The organism is Stenotrophomonas sp. YJH_SMC_6 (assembly GCF_059371335.1).
The window spans coordinates 20,294-42,125 of record NZ_JCAFUM010000008.1 but is presented as its reverse complement, the minus strand read 5'-3'; the positions used below and the strand labels follow the sequence as shown (position 1 = coordinate 42,125).

Here is a 21,832-nt window from a genome sequence, read left to right as displayed (position 1 = left end):
TTGCGGCGGATCGGAATCGCCGACACCGCCCGAATTTGGTGGGTGCCGACCTTGGTTGGTACAACCTGTCAGATCGCGATGTCGCCGGCACTGTGCCGACCAAGGTCGGCACCTACCAGAGCGATTCGCGTATGGCGTCGCATTGGGTAGTGCCGGCCGCTGGCCGGCAGATGGCCATCATGGAATCGTGAGGTTGCCGGCCAGCGGCCGGCACTACCAGACGATCAGGTCTGCTTGCGGCGGATCGGAATCGCCGACACCGGCACCGAGGCGACGTCATGCCCGCCTTCGCGGATCGGCGCGCCCGGGTCCGGTGCCCAGGCGTGGGCATAGATCACTTCCCAGCTGCTGGGCAGCTTGCCGTCGGCGCGCCGCATCGGCTCGTACGCCGCCGCCGCCGCCGCGAAACGGCCACGCCCGGTCAGTGTGTGGCGGCGGTCCACCCGCGCGTTGGTCGCGCCCATCGCGCGCAGTTCGCGCATCAGCGAGGGCAGGTCGTCGTAGGTCAGGGTGAACAGATCGCGGTCCAGCACCGGGTCGCGGAAGCCGGCCATCATCAGCGCGTCGCCGAACTGGGCGATCTGCGCGAAGCGGCTCACGTGCGGACGATCATCGGCGGCGGCGAACGCTTCGTTGAGTTCCAACAGGGTTTCCGGGCCGAAGGTCGAGCACAGCAGCAGGCCCCCGGGCTTGAGCACGCGACGGAATCCGGCGAACACCGCCGGCAGGTCGTCCACCCACTGCAGGCACAGGTTGCTGAAGATCACATCCACGCTGTTGTCGGCCAGCGGCAGCGCGGCGGCATCGCCGCACAGGCGCTGGAACGGCTTCCACCACCCGGCCTGGCGCTTGGCCTGGTCCAGCATCGGCAGCGCCACATCCAGCGCGATCACCTGCGCCTTCGGCCAGCGCTTTTTCATCAACGCACTGGCATGGCCGGTACCCGCGCCGATGTCCAGCACCACCTCGGGCTTGCGTGCCTCCAGGTAGTCCAGCGATTCGATCAGTCGCGACTGCACCTCGCGCTGCAGGGCGGCGGCGGCGTCGTAGCTGCTGGCGGCACGCGCGAACGCGCGGCGGACGTGGCGGGCATCGAAGTGGGACGGCATTGCGAAAGTCTCTTAGAACGTACCGGGGTAGGCGCCGCCGTCGATCAGCAGGTTCTGCCCGGTGAGGTAACCGGCCCGCGCACTGCACAGGAAGGCGCAGGCGGCGCCGAACTCGTCCGGCGTGCCGAAGCGGCCGGCGGGAATCTGCTGGCGGCGGCGCTCGGCCACTTCGCCAGCATCGCCGTCCTTGCCCGCGCTGTGGGCGAAGTTGGCGCGCAGGCGGTCGGTGTCGAACTGGCCGGGCAGCAGGTTGTTGATGGTGACGTTGTGGGCCACGGTGCGGCGCGACAGGCCGGCGACGAAACCGGTCAGGCCGCTGCGCGCGCCGTTGGACAGCGCCAGGATGTCGATCGGGGCCTTCACCGCCGACGACGTGATGTTGACGATGCGGCCGAAGCCGCGCTCGATCATCGCGTCGACGGTGGCGCGGATCAGCGCGATCGGCGCCAGCATGTTGGCGTCCAGCGCGGCGATCCAGTCGTCGCGCTCGAAACTGCGGAAATCACCGGGCGGCGGACCACCGGCGTTGTTGACCAGGATGTCCACCTGCGGGCATGCGGCCAGTGCCGCAGCACGGCCGGCCTCGGTGGTGACATCGGCGGCAACCGCGCGCACCTCGGCAGCGCCGGGCATGGCACGCAGTTCTTCAGCGGCGGCCTGCAGCGCAGCGTCACCACGGGCCACGATCACCACGTTGACGCCCTCGCGCACCAGCGCACGCGCGCAACCCAGGCCCAATCCCTTGCTGGCGCCGCAGACCAGTGCCCAGCGGCCGTTGATGCCCAGATCCATGCGTCAGTCCTGCGGAATTTGGAAGGTGCTCATTGTCCGCCATCAGCCGGCGACAGGGCGGCAACGAAGTGTTGCAGGGCGGCGGCCACTTCGTCGGCATGGCCAAGGAACGGCGCGTGGCCGCCGTGGGCGATGGTCAGCGCCTGCGCACCCGGGGCCAGTGCTGCGGCGGCCTGCATCGCCACCGGAGACACCAGCCGGTCACGCTGGCCGGCGATCCACAGGCTGGGCTTGCCCAGCGTTGGCAGTGCGCCGCGCAGGTCAGTGCTTTCGAGCAGGCGCAGGCCTTCCAGCAGGGCGCGTTCGGTGGGCGCACCGCGCTCGACCAGGCGCTGGCGCAGCGTGCGCAGCTCCTCGCGGGCGTGCGCCGAACCCATCACGTCCAGCGCGAGGAAGCGTTCGAGCGTGCCGCCGAAGTCGGTCGCCAGCTCGCGGCCGAACTGCTCGAACACCGCCGGCTCCACCGCGTGCGGCCAGTCTTCGCCTCGCACGAAGCGCGGCGTGGCGGCGATCATCGCCAGCCCGCGCACCTTTGGCAGCGTGGCCGCCGCGTGCAATGCGAACAGGCCGCCCAGTGACCAGCCGCACCACACCGCCGGCGGCGTAGCCGCGGCAATGGCACCGACCACGAACGGCAGGCGCAGCGGCGTGGTGTCCTCGCGGCTGTGCCCATGGCCGGGCAGGTCGACAAGGTGCAGGGTGAACTGGTCCGCAAGCCGCTGCACCAGCGGCGCGAACACGCCGCCCTGCAGGGCCCAACCGTGGATCAGCACCAGGTCCGGCCCACGGCCGGTGACGTCAATATGCATGGGCAACGACACGGAACTCAGGCAAAGACAGGCAGCGGCGGTGGCGCGGCTTCACGCACGGCCAGGGCCACGCGTTCACGCGCGCTGGCGATGGCCTCGACCAGCCCCCGCACCTGTTCCGGCGTGTGCAGCGCGGACAGTGTCACCCGCAGGCGCGCCTTGCCTTCCGGCACGGTCGGCGGGCGGATCGCACCGACCAGCCAGCCGGCCTGTTCCAGCGCCGTGGACATGGCCACGGCGGTGTGGTCATCGCCGCACAGCAGCGGTTGGATCGGCGTGTCCGAAGCCATCAGGTCCAGCCCGTGGCGGCGTGCTTCGCTGCGGAACAGCGCGATCAGGTCTGCCAGTTTGGAACGGCGCCAGTTGTCCCTGCGCGCCAGGCGCACCGCTTCAAGCGCAGCGGCGGCCATCGCCGGTGGCACGGCGGTGGTGTAGATGTACGGGCGCGCGGTTTCGGCCAGATGCTCGATCAGGTCGTCGCGGCCCAGCACCAGTGCACCGGAACCGCCCAGTGCCTTGCCCAGCGTGACCAGCTGCAGCGGCACATCGTCCACGCCCAGTCCGGCGGCGGCCACGGCACCCCGGCCATCACCGACCACGCCTACACCGTGCGCATCATCCACATAGAACAGCGCTTGCTGCAGGCGTGCCACAAGCGACAATGCACGCAGCGGTGCGATGTCGCCATCCATGCTGAAAACACCATCGGTGGCCAGCATTGCCGCGCCATCGGGCGCATGCTTGAGCTGACGCATTGCGCCTTCCGCATCCAGATGCGGATAACGGCGCAGGCGTGCACCGGCCAACCGGGTGGCATCGAGCAGGCTGGCGTGGTTGAGCTTGTCCTGTACGCAGACATCGTTCTCTTCGCTCAGCAGCGCCTGCTGCACCGCCAGGTTGGCGGCGAAGCCACTGCCGAACAGCAGCGCACGCGGATAGCCAAGCCATTCGGCCACCTCGCGTTCCAGCGCCTCATGCAGGGCATGATGGCCGCAGACCAGGTGCGAGGCACCGGCGCCAGCGCCTTCGCGTGCGGCGGCGTCCTGCAGCGCGTTGACCACGCTGAACTGCTGGGCCAGGCCGAGGTAGTCGTTGCTGCAGAAGCCGGTCAGCCACTGGCCGTCCACTTCCAGGCGCACGCCATCGCGACGGGTGACCGTGCGTCGCGGGCGGCGACGGCCTTGGGCATCGCGCAGGGCGCGCTGGGCGTGGAGGCGGGCGGTCAGGTCGGGGCGGGCCATGGTGGCTGAATGCGTCGACGGGGCGGCTAGGGTAGCGCGTTGCCGCGGCGCCTGCTTGCGGCCCGTCTCAGGCCGCGTGAGCGCAGCCGCAGCCGGGCGTATCGGCACTGATATCGGCGTGCACGGTGCCGCCGTGGTCGTGGCCCTCGGCATCCACCTGCACCGCCATCGGCTGCAGGCCCAGCCGGGCGAACAAAGCCAGGTCGCGCTCGCTCTCCGGGTTGCCGGTGGTCAGCAGTTTGTCGCCGTAGAAGATCGAGTTGGCACCGGCCAGGAAACACAGCGCCTGCAGTTCGTCGCTCATGGCTTCGCGCCCGGCCGACAGCCGCACCATCGAGCGCGGCATGGCGATGCGTGCCACCGCGATCATGCGCACGAACTCGAACGGGTCCAGCTCGGCACTGCCATGCAGCGGCGTGCCCGCCACCTGCACCAGCTTGTTGATCGGCACCGAATCGGGATGTGCCGGCAGCGAGGCCAGCGCCAGCAGCAGGCCGATGCGCTGCGCGCGCGTCTCGCCCATGCCGACGATGCCACCGCAGCAGGTCTTCAGGCCGGCATCGCGCACGTGCTCCAGCGTATCCAGACGGTCCTGGTACTGGCGCGTGTGGATGATCGAATCGTAGTAGTCAGGCGCGGTGTCGAGGTTGTGGTTGTAGTAGTCCAGGCCCGCATCCTTCAGCGCACGCGCCTGCTCGCCGCTGAGCATGCCCAGCGTGGCGCAGGTCTCCAGCCCCAGTGCCTTCACCCCGGCGATCATCGCCGCCACCTTCGGGATGTCGCGGTCCTTCGGCGATCGCCACGCGGCGCCCATGCAGAAGCGCGATGCACCGGCGGCCTTGGCCTGGCGCGCCTTGGCCAGCACCGCGTCGGTCTCCATCAGCTTCTGCGCGTCCACCCCGGTGCTGTAGCGCTGCGCCTGCGGGCAGTACGCGCAGTCTTCCGGGCAGCCTCCGGTCTTCACCGACAACAGCGTGGACACCTGCACCTGCGCCGGATCGAAGTGCTCGCGATGCACCGCGGCGGCGCGGAACAGCAGCTCGGGAAACGGCAGATCGAACAGCGCCTGCAGTTCGTCGTGTTGCCAGTCGTGGCGGATGGCAGCAGCCATGGCGGGACCTTGGATACGTGTGGAGCGAGGGCGGCAGTGTGGGTGGGCGCGGGGAGGCTGTCAACCATATGTATTTTAATTTGGTTTACGGATCGTTGGTGCAATAGAGCATCGAGCGAAGCGCCGCATTTCACCGCATGCTGCAAGGCGTCCAGCCACAGTGCCTGCTGCACAACGTAAGTGCTGGCGCGCAGACTCTTTCCCATGTTTGATCTTTACCGCCTTCGTGGCCGCATCACCGCGCTGGTCCTCAGCGAGGCCTGGCGCCGCCGCGCCGCGCTGTGGGGCGGCGCGGTGGCCGTGGCACTGGTGGCGATCCTGTTTGCCAAGGCCAGCGATGCGGCCTTCCATGTGTTCCAGCGCATCACCTCGCACTCGCCGTGGTGGGCCCTGCTGCTCACGCCGGGCATCTTCGCGCTGCTGGCCTGGCTCACTTCCGGCGTGCTGAAGCCCACGCGGGGCAGCGGCATTCCGCAGGTCATCGCTGCGCTGGACAAGGCCGATGAGCCGTTCCGGAAAACCAACCTTTCCCCAGCGGTTTCGGCCGGCAAGCTGCTGCTGACCTCGCTGTCGCTGCTGGGGGGCGCATCGGTCGGGCGCGAGGGGCCCACCGTGCACGTAGGCGCAAGCCTGATGTATCTGTTCGGCCGCTGGTTCGGCTTCAAGGATCCCCGCGAACTCTCGCATTTCCTGCTGGCCGGGGGTGCGGCGGGTATCGCGGCGGCGTTCAACACGCCGCTGGCCGGCATCGTTTTCGCCATCGAGGAGCTCAGCGGCCGCTTCGAGCATCGCTTCTCAGGCACATTGCTGACCGCGGTGATCGTCGGTGGCGTGGTGTCGCTGGGCCTGCTGGGCAACTACACCTACTTCGGCCATGTGAGCGCACGCCTGCCGCTCGGCCAGGGCTGGTTGGCGATCCTGCTGTGCGGCGTGGTGGCGGGCCTGCTGGGCGGGCTGTTCGCACGTGCGGTACTGGCCAGCGCGGCGGGCCGTCCGCGTTGGCTGGGGCAGCTGCGGCAGCGGCATCCGGTACTGCTGGCCGCGGGCTGCGGCCTGGTGGTGGTCGTGCTGGCCCTGGTGTTCGGCGAAGGCGCGTTCGGCACCGGTTACGAACAAGCGCGCAGCTTGGTGCAGGGCCTGGCGCTGGTCGGCCATGAGTTCGGGTTGATGAAGCTGCTGGCCAACCTGGCCTCGTACGTGGCGGGCATTCCCGGTGGCCTGTTCTCACCTGCGTTGGCGGTCGGCGCGGGACTCGGCCACAACCTGTCAGTGCTGATGCCGGGCGTGGACCCGCGCGCGTTCGTGTTGCTGGGCATGTGCGCCTACCTGACCGGTGTGACCCAAGCGCCACTGACCTCGGCGGTGATCTCGCTGGAGCTGACCGACAGCGGCGATCTGCTGCTGCCGATCCTGGCGACGGTGCTGATCGCGCGTGGTGTGTCCGGGCTGGTGTGCCGCGTGCCGATCTACCGCGGGCTGGCGGAGTTGTTGATGGCGCCGCAAGCAGAATCAGCTGATAGGCATCGCTGATTACCTTGATCGACAGGATCAATCAGGCCGCAATCTTCACTTTTGCAGTGAAGCTGATTCCGCGTTGCACCGTCTACCCGATGCCACGCGCGACGCAGAAGATGCGTCCACGCCGGGGCTGCCCCCGGACCTGCATCGAGAGCGCGACCATGATCAACTGCCGTATCCGCCGCCTGGCGGCCGCCGTCCTGGCGCTGGCCAGTTCCCCCGCGCTGGCGATGTCCGGCGCGCCCCTGCTGCCCAGCGAGCGCAGCATCGGTACCCTTGAACCGGTGGCGCGTTTCGAAGGTGCCATGCCTACCAGCGTGGCGGTATCTGAAACCGGGCGGATCTTCGTCAATTTCCCGCGCTGGGGCGATGAGGTGGCCTACAGCGTGGCCGAATGGCGCGACGGCCGCGCCGTTCCCTATCCGGATGCGCGCATCAACCGCAAGGACGGCCCCGATCCGGCGGCCCATTTCATCAGCGTGCAGAGCGTGGTGGCCGATGGTCAGGGCCGGTTGTGGGTGCTGGATACCGCCGCGCCCGGGTTCTCTGCGCCACAGGCCGGCGGTGCCAAACTGGTGGCGATCGACCTGGCCACCAACACCGTGGCCAGGACGCTGGTGTTCCCGGCCAACGTCATCGACGCGCGCACCTATGTCAACGATGTGCGCTTCGATTTCCGGGTTGGCCGCGAGGGCGTGGCCTACGTGACCGACTCGTCGCTGAGCGGTATCGGCGGCATCATCGTGATCGACCTCGCCACTGGCGCCGCGTCCAAGCGCCTGGTCGGCCACGTATCCACCTCGGCCGATGCCGCCTTCGTGCCGATCGTGGAAGGGCGGCAGATGCGACTGCGTAACGCCGATGGTTCGTCGGCGCCGTTCACCGTGGCCGCCGATGGCATCGCCCTGTCGCCCGATGGTGGCACCCTGTTCTACACGCCCTTGTCCAGCCGTCATCTGTACAGCGTGCCGACCGCGCTGCTGCGCGACCCGAAGCTGAGTGAAGCGGAACTGGCGGCGGCGGTGGTCGACCTGGGCGACAAGGGCGCCTCCGATGGCATGGAGATGGACGCCAACGGGCGGCTGTATGCCAGCGACTACGAGCACAACGCCATCCATGCCCGCGACGCGCAGGGGCGATGGACGACGGTGGTGCACGACCCGCGCATCCTGTGGCCGGATACGCTGTCGATGGGGCCGGACGGCTATCTGTATTTCACCGCCAACCAGCTGCATCGACAGGCCGGCTTCAATGGTGGCGTGGATCGCCGGCAGACGCCGTACATGGTGTATCGCACGCGTGTGGATGCGAAGCCTGCGCCAACGCGGTGAAGTGCTCCGTAAACGGGTAAAGATGCCTACGGGTCAAGGAGCGTGCGTCTGATGGCCTCGGGGCAGCGGCGCGGTCACGCTGTAGCGCATGCCGACCCTGTTCAAGTCCACTCGCCTCCTGCAGGCGGCACTTCGCGTGCTGCTGCCACTGCGCTGCCTGGTCTGTGGCGAGCCGGGCCACGATGAACTTGACCTGTGTCGCGCCTGCTTTGCCGAACTGCCCTGGGCCGGTCGTGCCTGCCTGCGCTGCGCACTCCCGCTACCCGGGAACGCCCTGATCGTCTGCGGTATATGCCGCGACGAGGTACCGCCGCAGTCCGCCACGCATGCCAGCCTGCTGTACCTTCCACCCGTCGATCAGCTGCTGGTGCGCTACAAGTTCCATCAGGATCTGGCGGCAGGTCGCCTGCTCGCGCAGCTGATGCAGCGCGCACCACCCCCCTGGTCGTGCGCGTCGCTGGTGCCGGTGCCGCTGCATGGGCGGCGCCTGCGCCAGCGCGGCTACAACCAGGCCGCCGAACTGTGCCGGTTGCTGCCGATGCCGGTCTGGCAGGGCCTCTACCGGCGCCGCCACACCGCGCCGCAGTCCGAGCGCAGCGCAGAACAGCGCAGGGACAACCTCTTTGACGCATTCGGCACGCGCTTGTCGCCGCCGACACGGCTGACCGTGGTGGACGATGTGATGACCACCGGCAGCACAGTGATGGAAATCGCCGAGACGTTGCGGCTGGCCGGTGCCAGGGACGTGCGGGCATGGGTGTGCGCACGGGTGCCGTAACGGCCGCAGCGATTGACGACGTATGACGGCTGCTGAAGGATGCCCATCCTTCAGCGTGTGATGCTCGACTGCGTCGTCGCAATGGGTACACGGATGCAAAGACCCTAAAGTTCCGCGCACTCCCGCCGATAGCGGTTGGCGGTCGAGTCGGTGCTGGCCGCATGTTCTCTCTGCACGATGTCTGTTCACAGCCCCAGGTCTGTACCAATGCTGGACAAGGAAGTCGTTGATGGGTAACAGAAAAGCAGGATGCGGCGTGCGTGCCGTTCTGGGCACCGCGGGACTGTTGTGGATCGGCGTCGTGCATGCACAGTCGGCCAGTCCCTCGTTCGCCGAGCAGCAGGAACTGCGCGAACGCGCCGAGCGCGAGGCGCGCGAGCGTGAGCAGCGGCAGGCATTGCCGGATGTATCACGCGAACAGCCGGCCGCTGCCACCGATCTGCATTCGCTGGCGCTGCCGGACGAAGAACCGTGCTTCACCCTGCTGCAGCTGCAGCTTGACGGCGCGCATCTGGGGCAGTTCGCGTTCCTGCAGCGCTATCTCGACCGCTACCGTGGCCGCTGCGTGGGCCAGCAGGGCATCGCGCTGATCGTGCGGCGTGCCTCGGATCTGGCGCTGGCCAAGGGCTACGTGACCACCCGCATCGGCCTGCCTGAGCAGAGCCTGGGCAGCGGAACCCTGCGCCTGCAGCTGGTGCCGGGCGTGATCCGGCAGATCCGCTTCAACGCGGAAGAGGTACCCGATTCGATGTGGAAGAGTGCGTTTCCCGCGCGGCCGGGGGACGTACTCAATCTGCGCGCGTTGGAACAGGGCCTGGAGCAGCTCAAGCGCGTTCCGTCGCAGGACGTGAACATGGAACTGGTGCCGGGCGAGGCGCCCGGCGAGTCGGACGTGGTCATCAGCATCCGCCACGGCAAGCGATGGCGTGCTTCGGTGTCGCTGGATGATGCCGGCAGCCGTGCGACCGGAAAGCAGCAGGTCGGCGCGACCGCGTGGGTAGATAACCTGGCTCGCGTCAACGACCTGCTAAGCATTGGCGTCAGCAGCGACGGCAGTGCCGACAAGGGCCGGGGTACCCACGGCTTCAATGCATCGTGGTCGGTTCCGCTGGGCAACTGGCGTTTCAGCACCAGCACCTACAGCTCGCGCTACAAACAGACCATCGCCAGCAACGCCGACACGTTCGCCAGCACCGGCACCTCCAGCAACGTCGACCTGGCCGTGGAACGGCTGCTGGTGCGTGGCCAGAGCTATCGCAGCGGCATCGAGCTGCGCGTGGCGCAACGGTCGTCGCACAGCTACGTGGAAGGCGTGGAGATCGAAGGCCAGCGCCGGCGTACCACCTCGGTCGAGCTGGCGCTGCTGCACCGCCAGTACCTGGGGCGGGTCCAGGCCGATATCCGCCTGGCGCACCGCCGCGGCGTGCCGTGGCTGGGAGGCGATGATGACGCCGTGGGCCGTGATGACCTGGCGCCGACGTTCCGCTATGGGCTGACCACGCTGGATATCGGCGCCGGTGGCGCCCTGACATCCGGGCCGCGTCCGCTGGCATGGAACACCGCGCTCCGCTACCAGTGGAGCGAGGACGCCCTGTACGGCTCGGAGTTCATCAGCGTCGGTGGCCGCTATACCGTCAACGGCTTCGATGGCGAGGTGCCACTCGGCGGCAGCCGTGGCGGCTACTGGCGCAACAGCATCAGCTGGATGGCACATCGCGCCATCGCGCCCTATGCGGGCATCGATATCGGCCACATCCAGCGCGACGACCGCCAGGGTATCGGCGGCGGAACCCTCAGCGGCGCCCACCTGGGTGCACGTGGCGAGCTGGGCGGATTGGCGTGGGATGGCTTCGTCGGCGTACCGATGAGCCGCCCGGCGTGGCTCAAGCATGAGGCACGAGGTCACGTGATCGGATTCCGCGCGTCCTGGCAGTTCTGATTCGACTGGAAGCACCGTCGCCGCGTGGCGACGTGATCGGGTTGTTGTGTGTGCAGTTCCCCCCTGGGTTGATGGAAGCACCTGGCATGAAGAACGTATTCCGCAGTCTGTCCCTGTCCGCTTCGGGCGCCGGTTGGGCCACGCGCCTGCGCACCGCGATGGCGAGCGCCACCCTGGCATTGGCGTTCCTGGCCCCGGGCAGCTCGTTTGCCCAGGTGCAGGTACAGGCCGGCGAGCAGGCGCGGGCCGACCAGGCGGCGAACGGCGTGCCGGTCATCCAGATCAACCGGCCCAACGCGGGCGGTGTATCGCACAACCGCTTCCAGGACTACAACGTCGGGCGCGAGGGGCAGATCCTCAACAACAGCGCGAGCACCGTGCAGACCCAACTGGGTGGCTACATCCAGGGCAACGGCAACCTGCAGCCGGGCCAGTCGGCACGATTGATCCTCAATGAGGTGACATCCACCAACGCGTCGCGCTTGCAGGGCCACATCGAGGTGGCGGGGCGCTCGGCGGCGGTGATCGTCGCCAACCCCAATGGCATCACCTGCGATGGCTGCGGCTTCATCAATACCACCCGTGGCACGCTGACCACCGGCACCCCGGTGTTCGGCAACGATGGCAGCCTGTCTGCGTTCCGGGTGTCGCGCGGAACGATCCGCCTGGAAGGCAACGGCCTGGATGCCGGCAACCTGGAAGGCGTCGACCTGCTGGCCCGCGCGGTGCAGCTCAACGCGGGCCTTTGGGCGCGCGAGGTGAACGTGGTCACCGGCGCCAACCAGATCGATGCCCAGACCCTGGCGACGCAGGCGATCACCGGAGAAGGCGAACGCCCGCAGTTCGGCCTGGATGTTGCCGCCCTCGGGGGCATGTATGCAGGCAAGATCCGGTTGGTCGGTACCGAGGCCGGCGTGGGCGTGCGCAGCACGGGCCAGATGGTGGCCGACGCAGGCGACTTCATCCTGACCCAGGCCGGCGATGTCCGCCTGAGCGGACGCACGGCGGCCGCAGGCCGCCTGCAGATCGAAACCGACGGTGACCTGAAGGCCGACGGTACCCAGTACGCGCAGGGGGATCTTCAGATCCGTGCCCGGCAGGCGTCGCTTGCCGGTTCCACGTCGGCGGGCGCTGCGATGGCCGTACGCGCCATCCAGAATCTGGACCTGGCCGGCAGCGCGCAGGCCGCACAGATGCAGCTGGACGCCGGTGGCACGCTGACCTTGGCTGACACGGTGAAGAGCGCGGGCAGCATCGCGCTGGCTGCCGCACAGGTGCAGAACCATGCACAGGTAACCGCAGGTGCCGGGCTTGCCGTGCGCGCCGACACGCTGGCGCAGGACAAGGGCGCGCGCCTGGGCGCACAGGTGCTGGACGTGCAGGCCCGCCAGGTGGACAACGCCGGCCTGCTGCTGGGCAACCAGGGCGTACGGATGCAGGCCGCGCAGCTGCACAACGCCGGCCAGCTGTACAGCGACGCCGACGTCGAACTCGATGCGGTCAGCATCGACAACGGGGGCATCATCGGTGCCGGTGCCAACCTGCGTGCAGCGGCCGACCGCATCACCCTGCTGAAGGGTGCCGAGCTGTCTGCGGGCGGGCTGCTGAAGATCCAGGCGCGCCAGCAGCTGGACAACGCCGGACGCGTCCTCTCCGAGCAGGCGCTGGAACTGTCTGCCGGCGGCGTGGACAACCAAGGCACCCTTGAGGCCCGCCAGGCCACGCTGACGGTCGATCGTCTGCGCAACAGCGGCACGCTGCAGGCGGTGGACCTGCTGGCATTGAAGTCCAACGCACGCATCGACAATGACACCACCGGCAGCATCCAGGGGGGCAAGGGCCTGCAGGTCGACGCCGATGTGCTGGACAACGCCGGCATCATCGGCAGCGCAGCCGATGCCCGTCTGTCCGTTGCCACGCTCGACAACCGCAACCGGCTTGAAGCCGGCGGCACCCTGACCCTGCAGGGCGGCGTCCTGCGCCAGCAGGCGGCCGCCACGGCGCTGGCACGCGTGCTGGCCGTGGACGTGCAGAAGGTCATCAACGACGGTCGCCTGCATGGCCAGCAGGCAATGGATCTGCGCGCCACTGAGCTGAGCAACAGTGGTGTGATCTACGGTCGCGACCGCTCACAGCTGCGCACCACCACATTGGACAATGCCGGCGTGATCGCCAGCGATGGCGCGCTTGACGCGCGTACCGACGCGCTGCACAACCGCGCCGGCGGCAACCTGTCCAGTGCGCAGTCGCTGCAGCTGGATGCGGTGACGCTGGACAACGCAGGCAACGTGTTCGCCAAGGGAGCACTGACGGCCAAGGCGGATGTGATCGACAACCGTGGCGACCTCTATGGCGCCGGCGATGTCGATGTCACCGTGCGCGATTCGCTGGACAACCAGGGCAGCCTGGTGGCCGGCCAGACGTTGCAGGTGCGGGGCCGGACCCTGCGCAGCGAGGGTGAACTGGGCAGCGAGCGCGGCAACGTGCAGCTCAGCAGTGACCAGGCCCTGGTGCTGGGCGGGCGCACGTTGGCCGCCGGCACACTGACCGCGCACGCGGGCGGCAGCCTGGAGCAGTCGGGCAAGGTCTTTGCGCAGCAGGGCGTCGTGCTGTCCGCCGATGCCGGCGTGACGCTGAAGGGAACGATCGACAGCGCCGCTGATCTGCAGGTGCGCAGCGATGGCGACCTGGACAACCAGGCGGCGTTGTTCGCCAGCGGCGCGCTGTCGCTGCAGGCTGCGCAGGCACTGCGCACTGCGGCCGACGTTCAGGCGCGCACGGTCACGCTGCAGGCCGCCCAGGCCAGCAATCGCGGGCGCGTGCTGGCCTCGGGTGACATCGAATTGCGGGCGGGGCAGATCGACAACAGCGGCGTGATCGTGGCGGGCCTGCTGGCCGACGGCAAGGTCGGCAGCACCGGCAGCGTCACCCTTGATGCGCGTCAGCAGCTGCGCAACGCCGGCCAGATCAACGCCGGCCAGCAGGTTCACCTGCTGGGCGACAGCCTGCTGCTGGAGGGTGGCCAGGTCTGGTCCGGTGGCACCCTGCTGGCGCAGGCGCGCAGCGGTGAGTGGCGCAATATCGGCGGCAGCCTGACCGCCATCGGTCTGCTCGACCTGCGTGCCACCGACCTGCTGCGCAATGCGGGCAGCCTGCAGGGCACGCGCATCGGCCTGTTGGCGGCCGCGCTGGACAACAGCGCCGGCGAACTGCTGCAGACCGGCACCGATCCCTTTGAACTTGGCCTGACAGGTGCCCTGCGCAACACCGGCGGGCGCATCGCCGCCAATGCCGGCAGTGTCCACCTGAAGGCTGCGCAGCTGCTGAACCAGGGTGGCCGCATCGAGCATGCGGGCACGGGTGTGCTGAAGATCGAGACCGGCACGCTGGACAACAGCACTGCCGGCCTGATCGTCGGCAACGGCGAGGCGGACGTGGCCGTTGCCGGGCGCCTCGACAACAGCGGCGGTACGCTCACCGCAGGCAGCGGGGCACGCGTAACCGGCACGGAGATCGTCAACACCGGTGGCAGGCTCGATGCTGGCGGCAACCTTACCGTGGACGCTGCCGGGGCGTTGGACAACCGCACTGGCACCATCGTGCAGCGCGGCTCCGGCCAGCTGCAGGTGCTGGCCTCCCAGCTGGATAACAGCAATGGCCTGCTGGGGGCCGAGGGCAATGCGCGCGTGACCAGCCGCACGGGCGACCTGCGCAACGTGGATGGCAACCTGTACGCCCGCCAGGAACTCGCGCTCGACGTGGCCGGTGCGCTGGCCAACCAGCGTGGCCTGGTCCACGGCGGCACCTCGCTGGATCTGCAGATCCGCCAGGCACTGGACAACAGCCAGGGCAACATCGAAGCACAGGGCGCTGCGAACATCCGCGCTGCCTCAGTGGGCAACCGTGGCGGCCGCATCGTGGCCAACGGCACCGGGCAGCTGACGCTGGAATCAGCCGGTGCGCTGGACAACCGTGGCGGCACCCTGGGCAGCACCGGTGGTGCGCTGACGCTGACCGCAGGCAGCGTGGACAACCGCGCCGAAGGCGGCCAGGCCAAGCTGGTGGCCGGAACCGACCTGCGCCTGCAGACCGCATCGCTGGACAACGCAGGCAGCATGGTCCACGCCGCCAATACCCTGTACCTGGAGCGCGCAGGCGCGCAGGTATTCAACGTTGGTGGCCAGCTCAGCGCAGGCAACCTGCTGCGCCTGGATCTTGCCGCGCTGGACAACAGCAACGGCCGGCTGCTCAGTCGCCAGAGCCAGCTGACGCTGGGCAGCCTGGCCAATGGTGGCGGCGAAATCAGCGCCTATGAAGCACTCGGCGCACGCCTGCAGGCCTTCAGCGGCATCGGCCGCCTGTTCGGCGGCAGCGAGCTGCGCCTGACGCTGGCGGGCGATTACGTGCATGGCAATGGCCAGCGCCTGGAGAGCAACGGGCTGCTGAAGCTGGACGTGGCCGGCGCACTGGTCAACCAGGGGCGCCTGGAGAGCAAGGGCACGCTTGAAGTCTCGGCGGCGCGGATCGAGAACACCGCTGGCGGGCAGTTCAACGCCACGGCAGGCAATGGCAGTGGTCGTGTCGCGCTGAGTACGGCCGGCGATTTCAGCAATGCCGGTCGCGTGGATGGCGATACGGTGGAGGTGTCGGCTGCCAACATCACCAACACCGGCACCGTGATGGGCAACGCGCTGGAACTGCGCGCCTCGCGCATCACCAACGGCCGCGACCTGGGCAACACGCTGGTCGCACGCGATTACAACGAAGGGCTGATGGCGGCCACCGGCCGCATCAACCTGTATGCCAACTACATCGACAACCTCGACGGCGAGCTCTTCAGCCTGGGCGACATCCGCCTGCAGGGCTGGAACGGCGGCAACGCCCAGCAGATCCGCAACCGTTCCGGGCGCATCCAGGCCGAGAACGATCTGATCCTGGCTGCACTGGGCGTGGCCAACGAGCGTCGTGTGCTGGTCACCCAGCACAAGGTCTACAGCGGCAACGAAGGCGCTGCCGACCCGGACAGCGGGACGTTCAGGGTCGACGGCATCGACGGCCCGGCGCCGCCGGGCAAGCTGTGCCCGGGCGACTGCGCCGTGCTGGAAGTCTGGACCGAGCACAAGGACCTGGTGCTGGAAGGCACCACCGTCATCGCCGCCAGCGCGGCATCGCAGCTGATTTCCGGTCGCGACATGCAGATGTCCGGCGGCTCGGTCGACAACCGGAACTCAGCCATCGCCGCCGGTCGCAACCTCTCGATCAACGGCCGCGGCTCATCCAACAGCGAAGACCCCAACGACTGGGCCGGCGTGGTCAACAACGAGGCGCTGGCCGGCTACAAGGTGGTCCAGCGCACGTCGACCATCGACTACACCTACCGCCCTTGCCCCAGCCGCTGCGACTTCGAGATCTATGGCGGCAGCCGCGCGCTGGGCACCAGCACGGTCACCAAGCAGGTCACGCTGGCCGGCGGCAATGCCAGCATCACCGCCGGCCGCAAGGTGCAGATCGAAGCGCGCGAGGTCAACAACGCCGTGGTCACCGCGCACAGCGGTGGCACACCGCTGGACGTTGCCGGTTGGCAGGGCAACAACGCCTACGCACCCGAACTGGGCCAGCAGCAGGGCGCCGGCGCGGTCGGCGGCAATGCTGGCGCACCGGGTGCACAGCAGGGCGTGGCCACCGGGCCTGCCAGCGCGCAGGCGCAGGGTGCGGGCACGGCCGGTGATACCGGCTTCCCGGGCCCTGGCCGTGTCACCACGGTGCCGCCGCCGCAGGTGGTGGGCAGCCCGCAGAATCCGCTGCCGGGCCTGTCGCTGCCCAGTGGCGGCCTGTACACGGTCAATCCGGGCAACCAGCGCTGGCTGGTGGAAACCGATCCGCGCTTCGCCAATTTCGGGCAGTGGATCGGCTCGGACTACATGTTCCAGCGCCTGAACCTGGACCCCGACAAGCAGCTGCGTCGGATGGGTGACGACTTCTACGAGCAGCGCCTGGTGATGGAACAGATCACCGGCCTGACCGGGCGTCGCTACCTGGATGCCGACCAGGGCGATGGCATGGGCCAGTACCGCGCCATGATGGATGCCGGCGTGACCGAAGCCGCGCGCCAGCAGCTGAGCGTGGGCGTGGCGCTGTCGGCCGAACAGGTGGCCGCGCTCAACGAAGACATCGTGTGGATGGTCGCCCAGGAAGTGGACGGCCAGAAGGTGCTGGTGCCGGTGGTGTACCTGTCCCAGGCCACCGCCAACCGCCTGCAGCTGGGGGGCGCCGCCATCGCTGGCGAGTCGGTGGAGATCCGCGCCGGCAATGTGTCCAACCAGGGCATGATCCGCGCCGATGATCGATTGACCATCGATACCGGCAGCCTGCTCAACGATCGCGGTGGCATTTCCGCGGGCGGCAATGCCCGCATCACCGCCGTGGAGGACATCCTCAACAACAGCGGCCTGATCCAGGGCGGCAACGTGGCCCTGGTGGCCGGCCGCGACCTGAAGAGTGTCAGCGGCATCGACGTGGCCAGCATCCGCAGCGGCGGCAGCCTGGCGCTGGAAGCCGGACGTGACCTGGCACTGGTCGGTTCGCAGACCCGTGCCCGCGGCAACGCGGCGCTGGAGGCCGGCCGCGACCTCAACCTCACCACGCAGATGCAGGGCGATGGCAGCCTGCGTCGCACCACGCTGGACGTGGGCGGCGGCCTGTCGCTGGACGCCGGCCACGATCTGAACCTGACGGCAGTGACCGCCAAGGCCGGCGGCAGCGTCCATGCCACGGCCGGCAACGACATCAACCTCAACGCACTGACCACCACCGAACAGGGCGGCTGGGCCAGCAACCGCTACACGCGCGAAACCCTCAACGCCAGCGGCATCGAGGCTGGTGGCTCGCTGGGCATGCAGGCCGGGCAGGACGTGAACCTGCAGGCCGCGCAGCTGAAGGCCGGCGACGGCCTGGCCGTGGTGGCCGGGCGCGATCTCAACCTGCAGGCCGAAACCACCACCAACACCAGCCAGCAGCAGAGCCGTGGCAAGCGTTTCTCGCAGACCACGCAGAGCATGGACGAGACCGTGCACGGCACTTCGCTGCAGGCCGGCGGTGACATTGCGCTGGTGGCCGGGCGCGATGCCAACCTCACTGCCACGCAGGTCGGCAGCACCGACGGCGGCATCAGCATTGCCGCTACGCGCGACGTGAACCTGCTGGCGGCGCAGGAGGACCACAGCTGGGAGCAGGAAACCACGCGCAGGAAGAAGGGCCTGCTGTCGAGCAAGACCACCACCACTTACGACGCAACCCGGGACAGTCTGGTGGTGGGCACCACGCTCAGCGGCGAGACGGTGACCATCGGCGCCGGACGTGACGTCGTCGCGCAGGCGGCGCAGGTGGCTGCCACCGGTGATGTGGTGGTGGCAGCCACCCGCGACCTCACCATCGGCACGGCCACCTCCACGCACAGCGAAGAGCATGACAAGACCGTCAAGCGCTCGGGCGTGTTCGGCGGCGGTGGCTTCAACCTGACCATCGGCCAGAGCAAGCTGGAAAAGGGCCTGGAGATCGAGCAGAGCGCGCCACAGGGCAGCCTGATCGGCTCAACCGATGGCCGGGTCAACCTGAGCGCCGGCAACACGCTGCACATCACCGGTTCGGACGTGCTGTCGAAGACCGGTACGCAGCTGGTGGGCGGGCAGGTGGTGATCGACGCGGCACAGGGCACCACTGACGTACACCAGAGCACCAAGCAGAAGAGTGCCGGTATCAACGTCGGGCTGACCGGCGGTGTGGTGGATGCCGCCCTGGCCGCCTACGGTGCGGCCAAGGCGGCCGGCAATGCGCAGGATGATCGCCTGAAGGCGCTGTACGCGGTGCAGGCGGCCAATGCCGCCGCTGGCGTCGGTGGCGCCATGCAGCAAGGCGCTTCCGGCGCCACCGACGGCGTGAGCCTGCGCATCGGCATCGGCGCCTCCAGCTCCAGTGCCAGCCAGACCAGCCACGACCAGTCGGCGGTGGGCAGCACCATCCGCAGCCAGGGCGACGTCAGCATCGTCGCCACCGCCGGTGACCTGAACATCATCGGCAGCCAGGTGAGGGGTGACAACGTGGCGCTGGCCGCGCGGGACAACATCACCCTGCGCAGCGAAGCGGAAGACCACACGCAGTCGTCGAAGAACAAGAGCGGCAGCGGTGAGATCGGTTTCAGCATCGGCGCGCAGACCGGTTGGTACGTGTCGGCCAGCACCGCCAAGGGCAAGGGCAGCGGCAACGGCACCACGCACGTCGAAACCGTGGTGGACGCCGACCGCAACCTGACCGTCATCAGCGGCAAGGACACCACGCTGCAGGGTGCCCAGCTGAGCGGCGACAAGGTGGTGGCCAGCATCGGCGGCAACCTGTCCATCATCAGCGAGCAGGACACCGACGACTACGCCAGCAAGCAGACCCAGGCTGGCGGCACCTTCGTGTATGGCAGCGGCGGCAGCGTCAACATCGGCCAGCAGAAGGTCGAGAGCCACCTGCGCAGCGTGCAGGAACAGAGTGGCATCGTTGCCGGCAACGGTGGCTTCGACATCACCGTGGGTGGCAACACGCACCTGGAAGGCGGCGTGATCGGCAGTACTGCTGATGCGTCGAAGAACCGCCTGGATACCGGCAGCCTGACCGTTGTCGACATCGAGAACGAATCCCGCGCCAAGACCAGTGGCGGTGGCATCGGCACCGGTATGAGCAGCGGCGGTGGCATCAGTAACCCGCTGGGGAGCGCGGCCGGCGCGGGGCTGAGCCTGATGGGCGGCACCAAGAAGAACGACAGCAGTACCACGCGCTCGGACATCGCCGCCGGCACCGTGGTGGTGCGCGATGGCAATGAGAGCGCTTTGGCAGGTCTTGATCGGACCGCGACCGGCTTTGATACCGACAGCGCACTGTCGGCCGTTGACCTGCGCAAGATGCAGGAGCGTGCCGAGGTGATGCAGCTGGGTGGGCAGCTGCTGTTCAAGGGCGTGGGCGACCTGGGCGGCTACCTGAGCCAGAAGGCGGAGACCGAAGAAGGCAAGGCGTTCTGGGCCGACGGCGGCAACGGCCGCGCACTGCTGCACGGCATGGCCGGTGCGGCGATGGCCGCATTGGGTGGTGCGGATGCGCTGAACGGCGCGGTGAGTGCTGCTGGTGCGGAGAAGGCCAAGATCGCGATCTCGGAATTCCTCGAGAGCAACAAGGGCAACCTGAGCTGGGAGGACTACCAGTCGCTGATGGAAGTTGGCAGCGCGATGGTGGGCGGGGCTCTGGGTGGAAGCACGGGCGCCAACATTGCGGTGACCGGGGATCGGTTCAATCGGCAGCTGCATCCGGATGAGGTGAAGTGGATCAACATGAATGCTGCCGCGTTCGCCGCCCAGGAAGGCATCAGCGAAGCAGAGGCGGTACGCAGGCTGACCACGGAAGGTGCTGCGCTTGTTGATGCAAAGGTCGCCCGATTGGTGGGCATCGAGAACGTTGATTTGGAAGCCACTGACTTCCTGAGCAAGATGGGCGGGGCATACGGGTTCGGCGCGACGGAGGCGGAATACAAAAACTTCAACCTCTATGGCAACGATCTGCTCAACGACGATGCACTGTACAGGCAGGTCATCGGATCCCTGCTGTCCTCCGGCGTATCCAAGGACGACATGCAGCTCAAATTCTATGATCTGAACAACCTGCGCGGAACGAAGATCCGGGGAGGTGACGGCTGGACGATGATGGGGACCTTCAGTGGCGACATTGGCGCCGCTGGTACCGTGATCGCCAGCGTAGCCAAGGGCGACGGCAACGGTGCTGCCATCGGCGCAGCGTCGTTCCTGATCCCGGTGCGGTTGCCTGGAGCGAAGATCGTTGGTGAAGTGGGCGCGGAGATCGCCGGGGCCGCGACCAAGCAGGGTGTGCTCAAATCTGAGGAGATCCTGAAGTCGGTGCAGAATGCAGCGGCTGAGACGACTGAGCGAGCAGTTAAGAGTAGTCCGAGCTGGAAGGGATCTGGCCCGGTAGATGGTGTTCTAGCCTTGGAGCCGGGCTCTGTATCGTCTACAGCAATCCAAAACTATTTCCCTGGCACAAGAAGTAAGGCGATCGAGTTTGTTTTCGATCCGAAAACAAACAAATTTGCAGTGGGTAAGCCTAAGGCGAATCTGGGCGGCTCCCCTCATGAGCAGCTGGGCGCTAGTATTGGTGGGAACCCCCAGGAACTAGTAGGGGGCATGTTCTCCAGGGGGAAGAATGGCGAGATAATAACCAACGAGCATAGCGGGCACTACTGGATGAACTGGAGTCCGGAGGTTCGCGCTCAGTTTGAACAGGCAATGAAAAATTATGGGATTGAGATTAAGCATGGTGCTGGAATGTAATTTATGAATATTCCGCCGGAGAGAAAATTCCTGGGTAACGGTCTCGTCATTTTTAGTGACGGGATGGGGGTGTGGCGACTTGAGGGGCCATCAGTATCATTTTCCCTTGAGGGAAAGGAGGCGCTCAGGCGTGCGATTACTCTTCTTGAGTTTCCATTTGAAAAGGTAATTTCGGATTTGGGTCGGAATTTCCCATATCCTCTTTTGGTTCAAATTGGCTTGAATCATGACTCTGACTACTGGATAGGGTTGGCGCTTTCTTGGGTTCCATTCTTGGCTAAGCAAGACGTTGAACTAATTATCGATGACTTGAATTCTGTTGCCTTCGACAAAAAAGTTTCACAGAAAAATAGGGTCATGGCTAAGAGGGAAATAACAAGGGTGAGAAACATGTAGAAGCTAGGGATCCTCTGAACAATTCCGCCCCTGGTCTGGCGCGATCACTTTTGCGGCCCGCTGCGCATCTGACGGGACGGAAAATCAATGACGTACAGCGCAGCGACACCCGTCCATCAGCTTTCAATGGCCCGTCTCGGGATTTGTTCAGGGCATCCCTAGCGGCCGCGGCAGCGTCAACATCGACCAGCAGAAGGTCGAGAGCCACCTGCGCAGCGTGCAGGAACAGAGCGGCATCGTTGCCGGCAGTGGTGGCTTCAACATCACCGTAGGCGGCAATACGCACCTGGAAGGCGGTGTGATCGGCAGCACCGCCGATGCCTCGAAGAACCGCCTGGATACCGGCAGCCTGACCGTTGTCGACATCGAGAACGAATCCCGCGCCAAGACCAGTGGCGGTGGCATCGGCAAGATGGTCGGATGGTATATATT

Annotated in this window: 11 protein-coding genes and 1 pseudogene; 7 read left to right on the top strand and 5 right to left on the bottom strand. The window is 67.3% G+C overall.

The window, feature by feature from the left end; all coding sequences use genetic code 11:
- Positions 1–224: 224 nt before the first annotated feature.
- From bioC to bioB, 5 genes are all read right to left on the bottom strand, one after another.
- Positions 225–1,109: a malonyl-ACP O-methyltransferase BioC gene (gene bioC / locus AC5P9N_RS10595; RefSeq protein ID WP_005411519.1), complete on the bottom strand. Its 885-nt coding sequence runs from the start codon at positions 1,107–1,109 to the stop codon at positions 225–227.
- A 12-nt stretch (positions 1,110–1,121) separates the two neighbouring features.
- A complete protein-coding gene (locus AC5P9N_RS10590) occupies positions 1,122–1,901 on the bottom strand; it encodes an SDR family oxidoreductase (RefSeq protein ID WP_099485114.1) in 780 nt (259 codons plus the stop codon).
- A 29-nt stretch (positions 1,902–1,930) separates the two neighbouring features.
- Positions 1,931–2,710, bottom strand: a complete 780-nt coding sequence (gene bioH, locus AC5P9N_RS10585) for a pimeloyl-ACP methyl ester esterase BioH (protein ID WP_012481536.1) — start codon at positions 2,708–2,710, stop codon at positions 1,931–1,933.
- 17 nt (positions 2,711–2,727) lie between these two features.
- Positions 2,728–3,951, bottom strand: a complete 1,224-nt coding sequence (bioF, locus tag AC5P9N_RS10580) for an 8-amino-7-oxononanoate synthase (RefSeq protein WP_024958354.1) — start codon at positions 3,949–3,951, stop codon at positions 2,728–2,730.
- A gap of 67 nt (positions 3,952–4,018) precedes the next feature.
- Entirely contained in the window at positions 4,019–5,062 is a 1,044-nt protein-coding gene (gene bioB, locus AC5P9N_RS10575) for a biotin synthase BioB (RefSeq protein ID WP_164212724.1), read from the bottom strand.
- Between the two features lie 204 nt (positions 5,063–5,266).
- Between bioB and AC5P9N_RS10570 the strand changes: the two genes are divergently transcribed.
- The 7 genes and pseudogenes from AC5P9N_RS10570 to AC5P9N_RS10540 all read left to right on the top strand — a co-directional run.
- Positions 5,267–6,592 (top strand): chloride channel protein, encoded by a 1,326-nt coding sequence (locus AC5P9N_RS10570; protein WP_148239671.1) that lies wholly within the window; start codon positions 5,267–5,269, stop codon positions 6,590–6,592.
- Between the two features lie 149 nt (positions 6,593–6,741).
- Positions 6,742–7,911 carry an L-dopachrome tautomerase-related protein gene (locus AC5P9N_RS10565; protein ID WP_005411512.1) on the top strand — a complete coding sequence of 390 codons (1,170 nt, stop codon included), beginning with the start codon at positions 6,742–6,744 and terminating at the stop codon, positions 7,909–7,911.
- A gap of 88 nt (positions 7,912–7,999) precedes the next feature.
- The gene (locus AC5P9N_RS10560; RefSeq protein ID WP_099485111.1) at positions 8,000–8,689 is read left to right on the top strand and encodes a ComF family protein; all 690 of its coding nucleotides are present in this window, start codon (positions 8,000–8,002) and stop codon (positions 8,687–8,689) included.
- Between the two features lie 256 nt (positions 8,690–8,945).
- A complete protein-coding gene (locus AC5P9N_RS10555) occupies positions 8,946–10,628 on the top strand; it encodes a ShlB/FhaC/HecB family hemolysin secretion/activation protein (protein ID WP_239498940.1) in 1,683 nt (560 codons plus the stop codon).
- 86 nt (positions 10,629–10,714) lie between these two features.
- On the top strand, positions 10,715–21,004 hold the full coding sequence (locus tag AC5P9N_RS10550; RefSeq protein ID WP_099485109.1) for a hemagglutinin repeat-containing protein: 10,290 nt from the start codon (positions 10,715–10,717) through the stop codon (positions 21,002–21,004).
- 3 nt (positions 21,005–21,007) lie between these two features.
- Positions 21,008–21,400, top strand: coding sequence for a hypothetical protein (locus AC5P9N_RS10545; RefSeq protein WP_143569551.1), 393 nt, complete (start codon positions 21,008–21,010; stop codon positions 21,398–21,400).
- A gap of 169 nt (positions 21,401–21,569) precedes the next feature.
- A pseudogene (locus AC5P9N_RS10540) lies at positions 21,570–21,809 on the top strand (hypothetical protein); the annotation flags it as partial.
- Positions 21,810–21,832 lie beyond the last annotated feature (23 nt).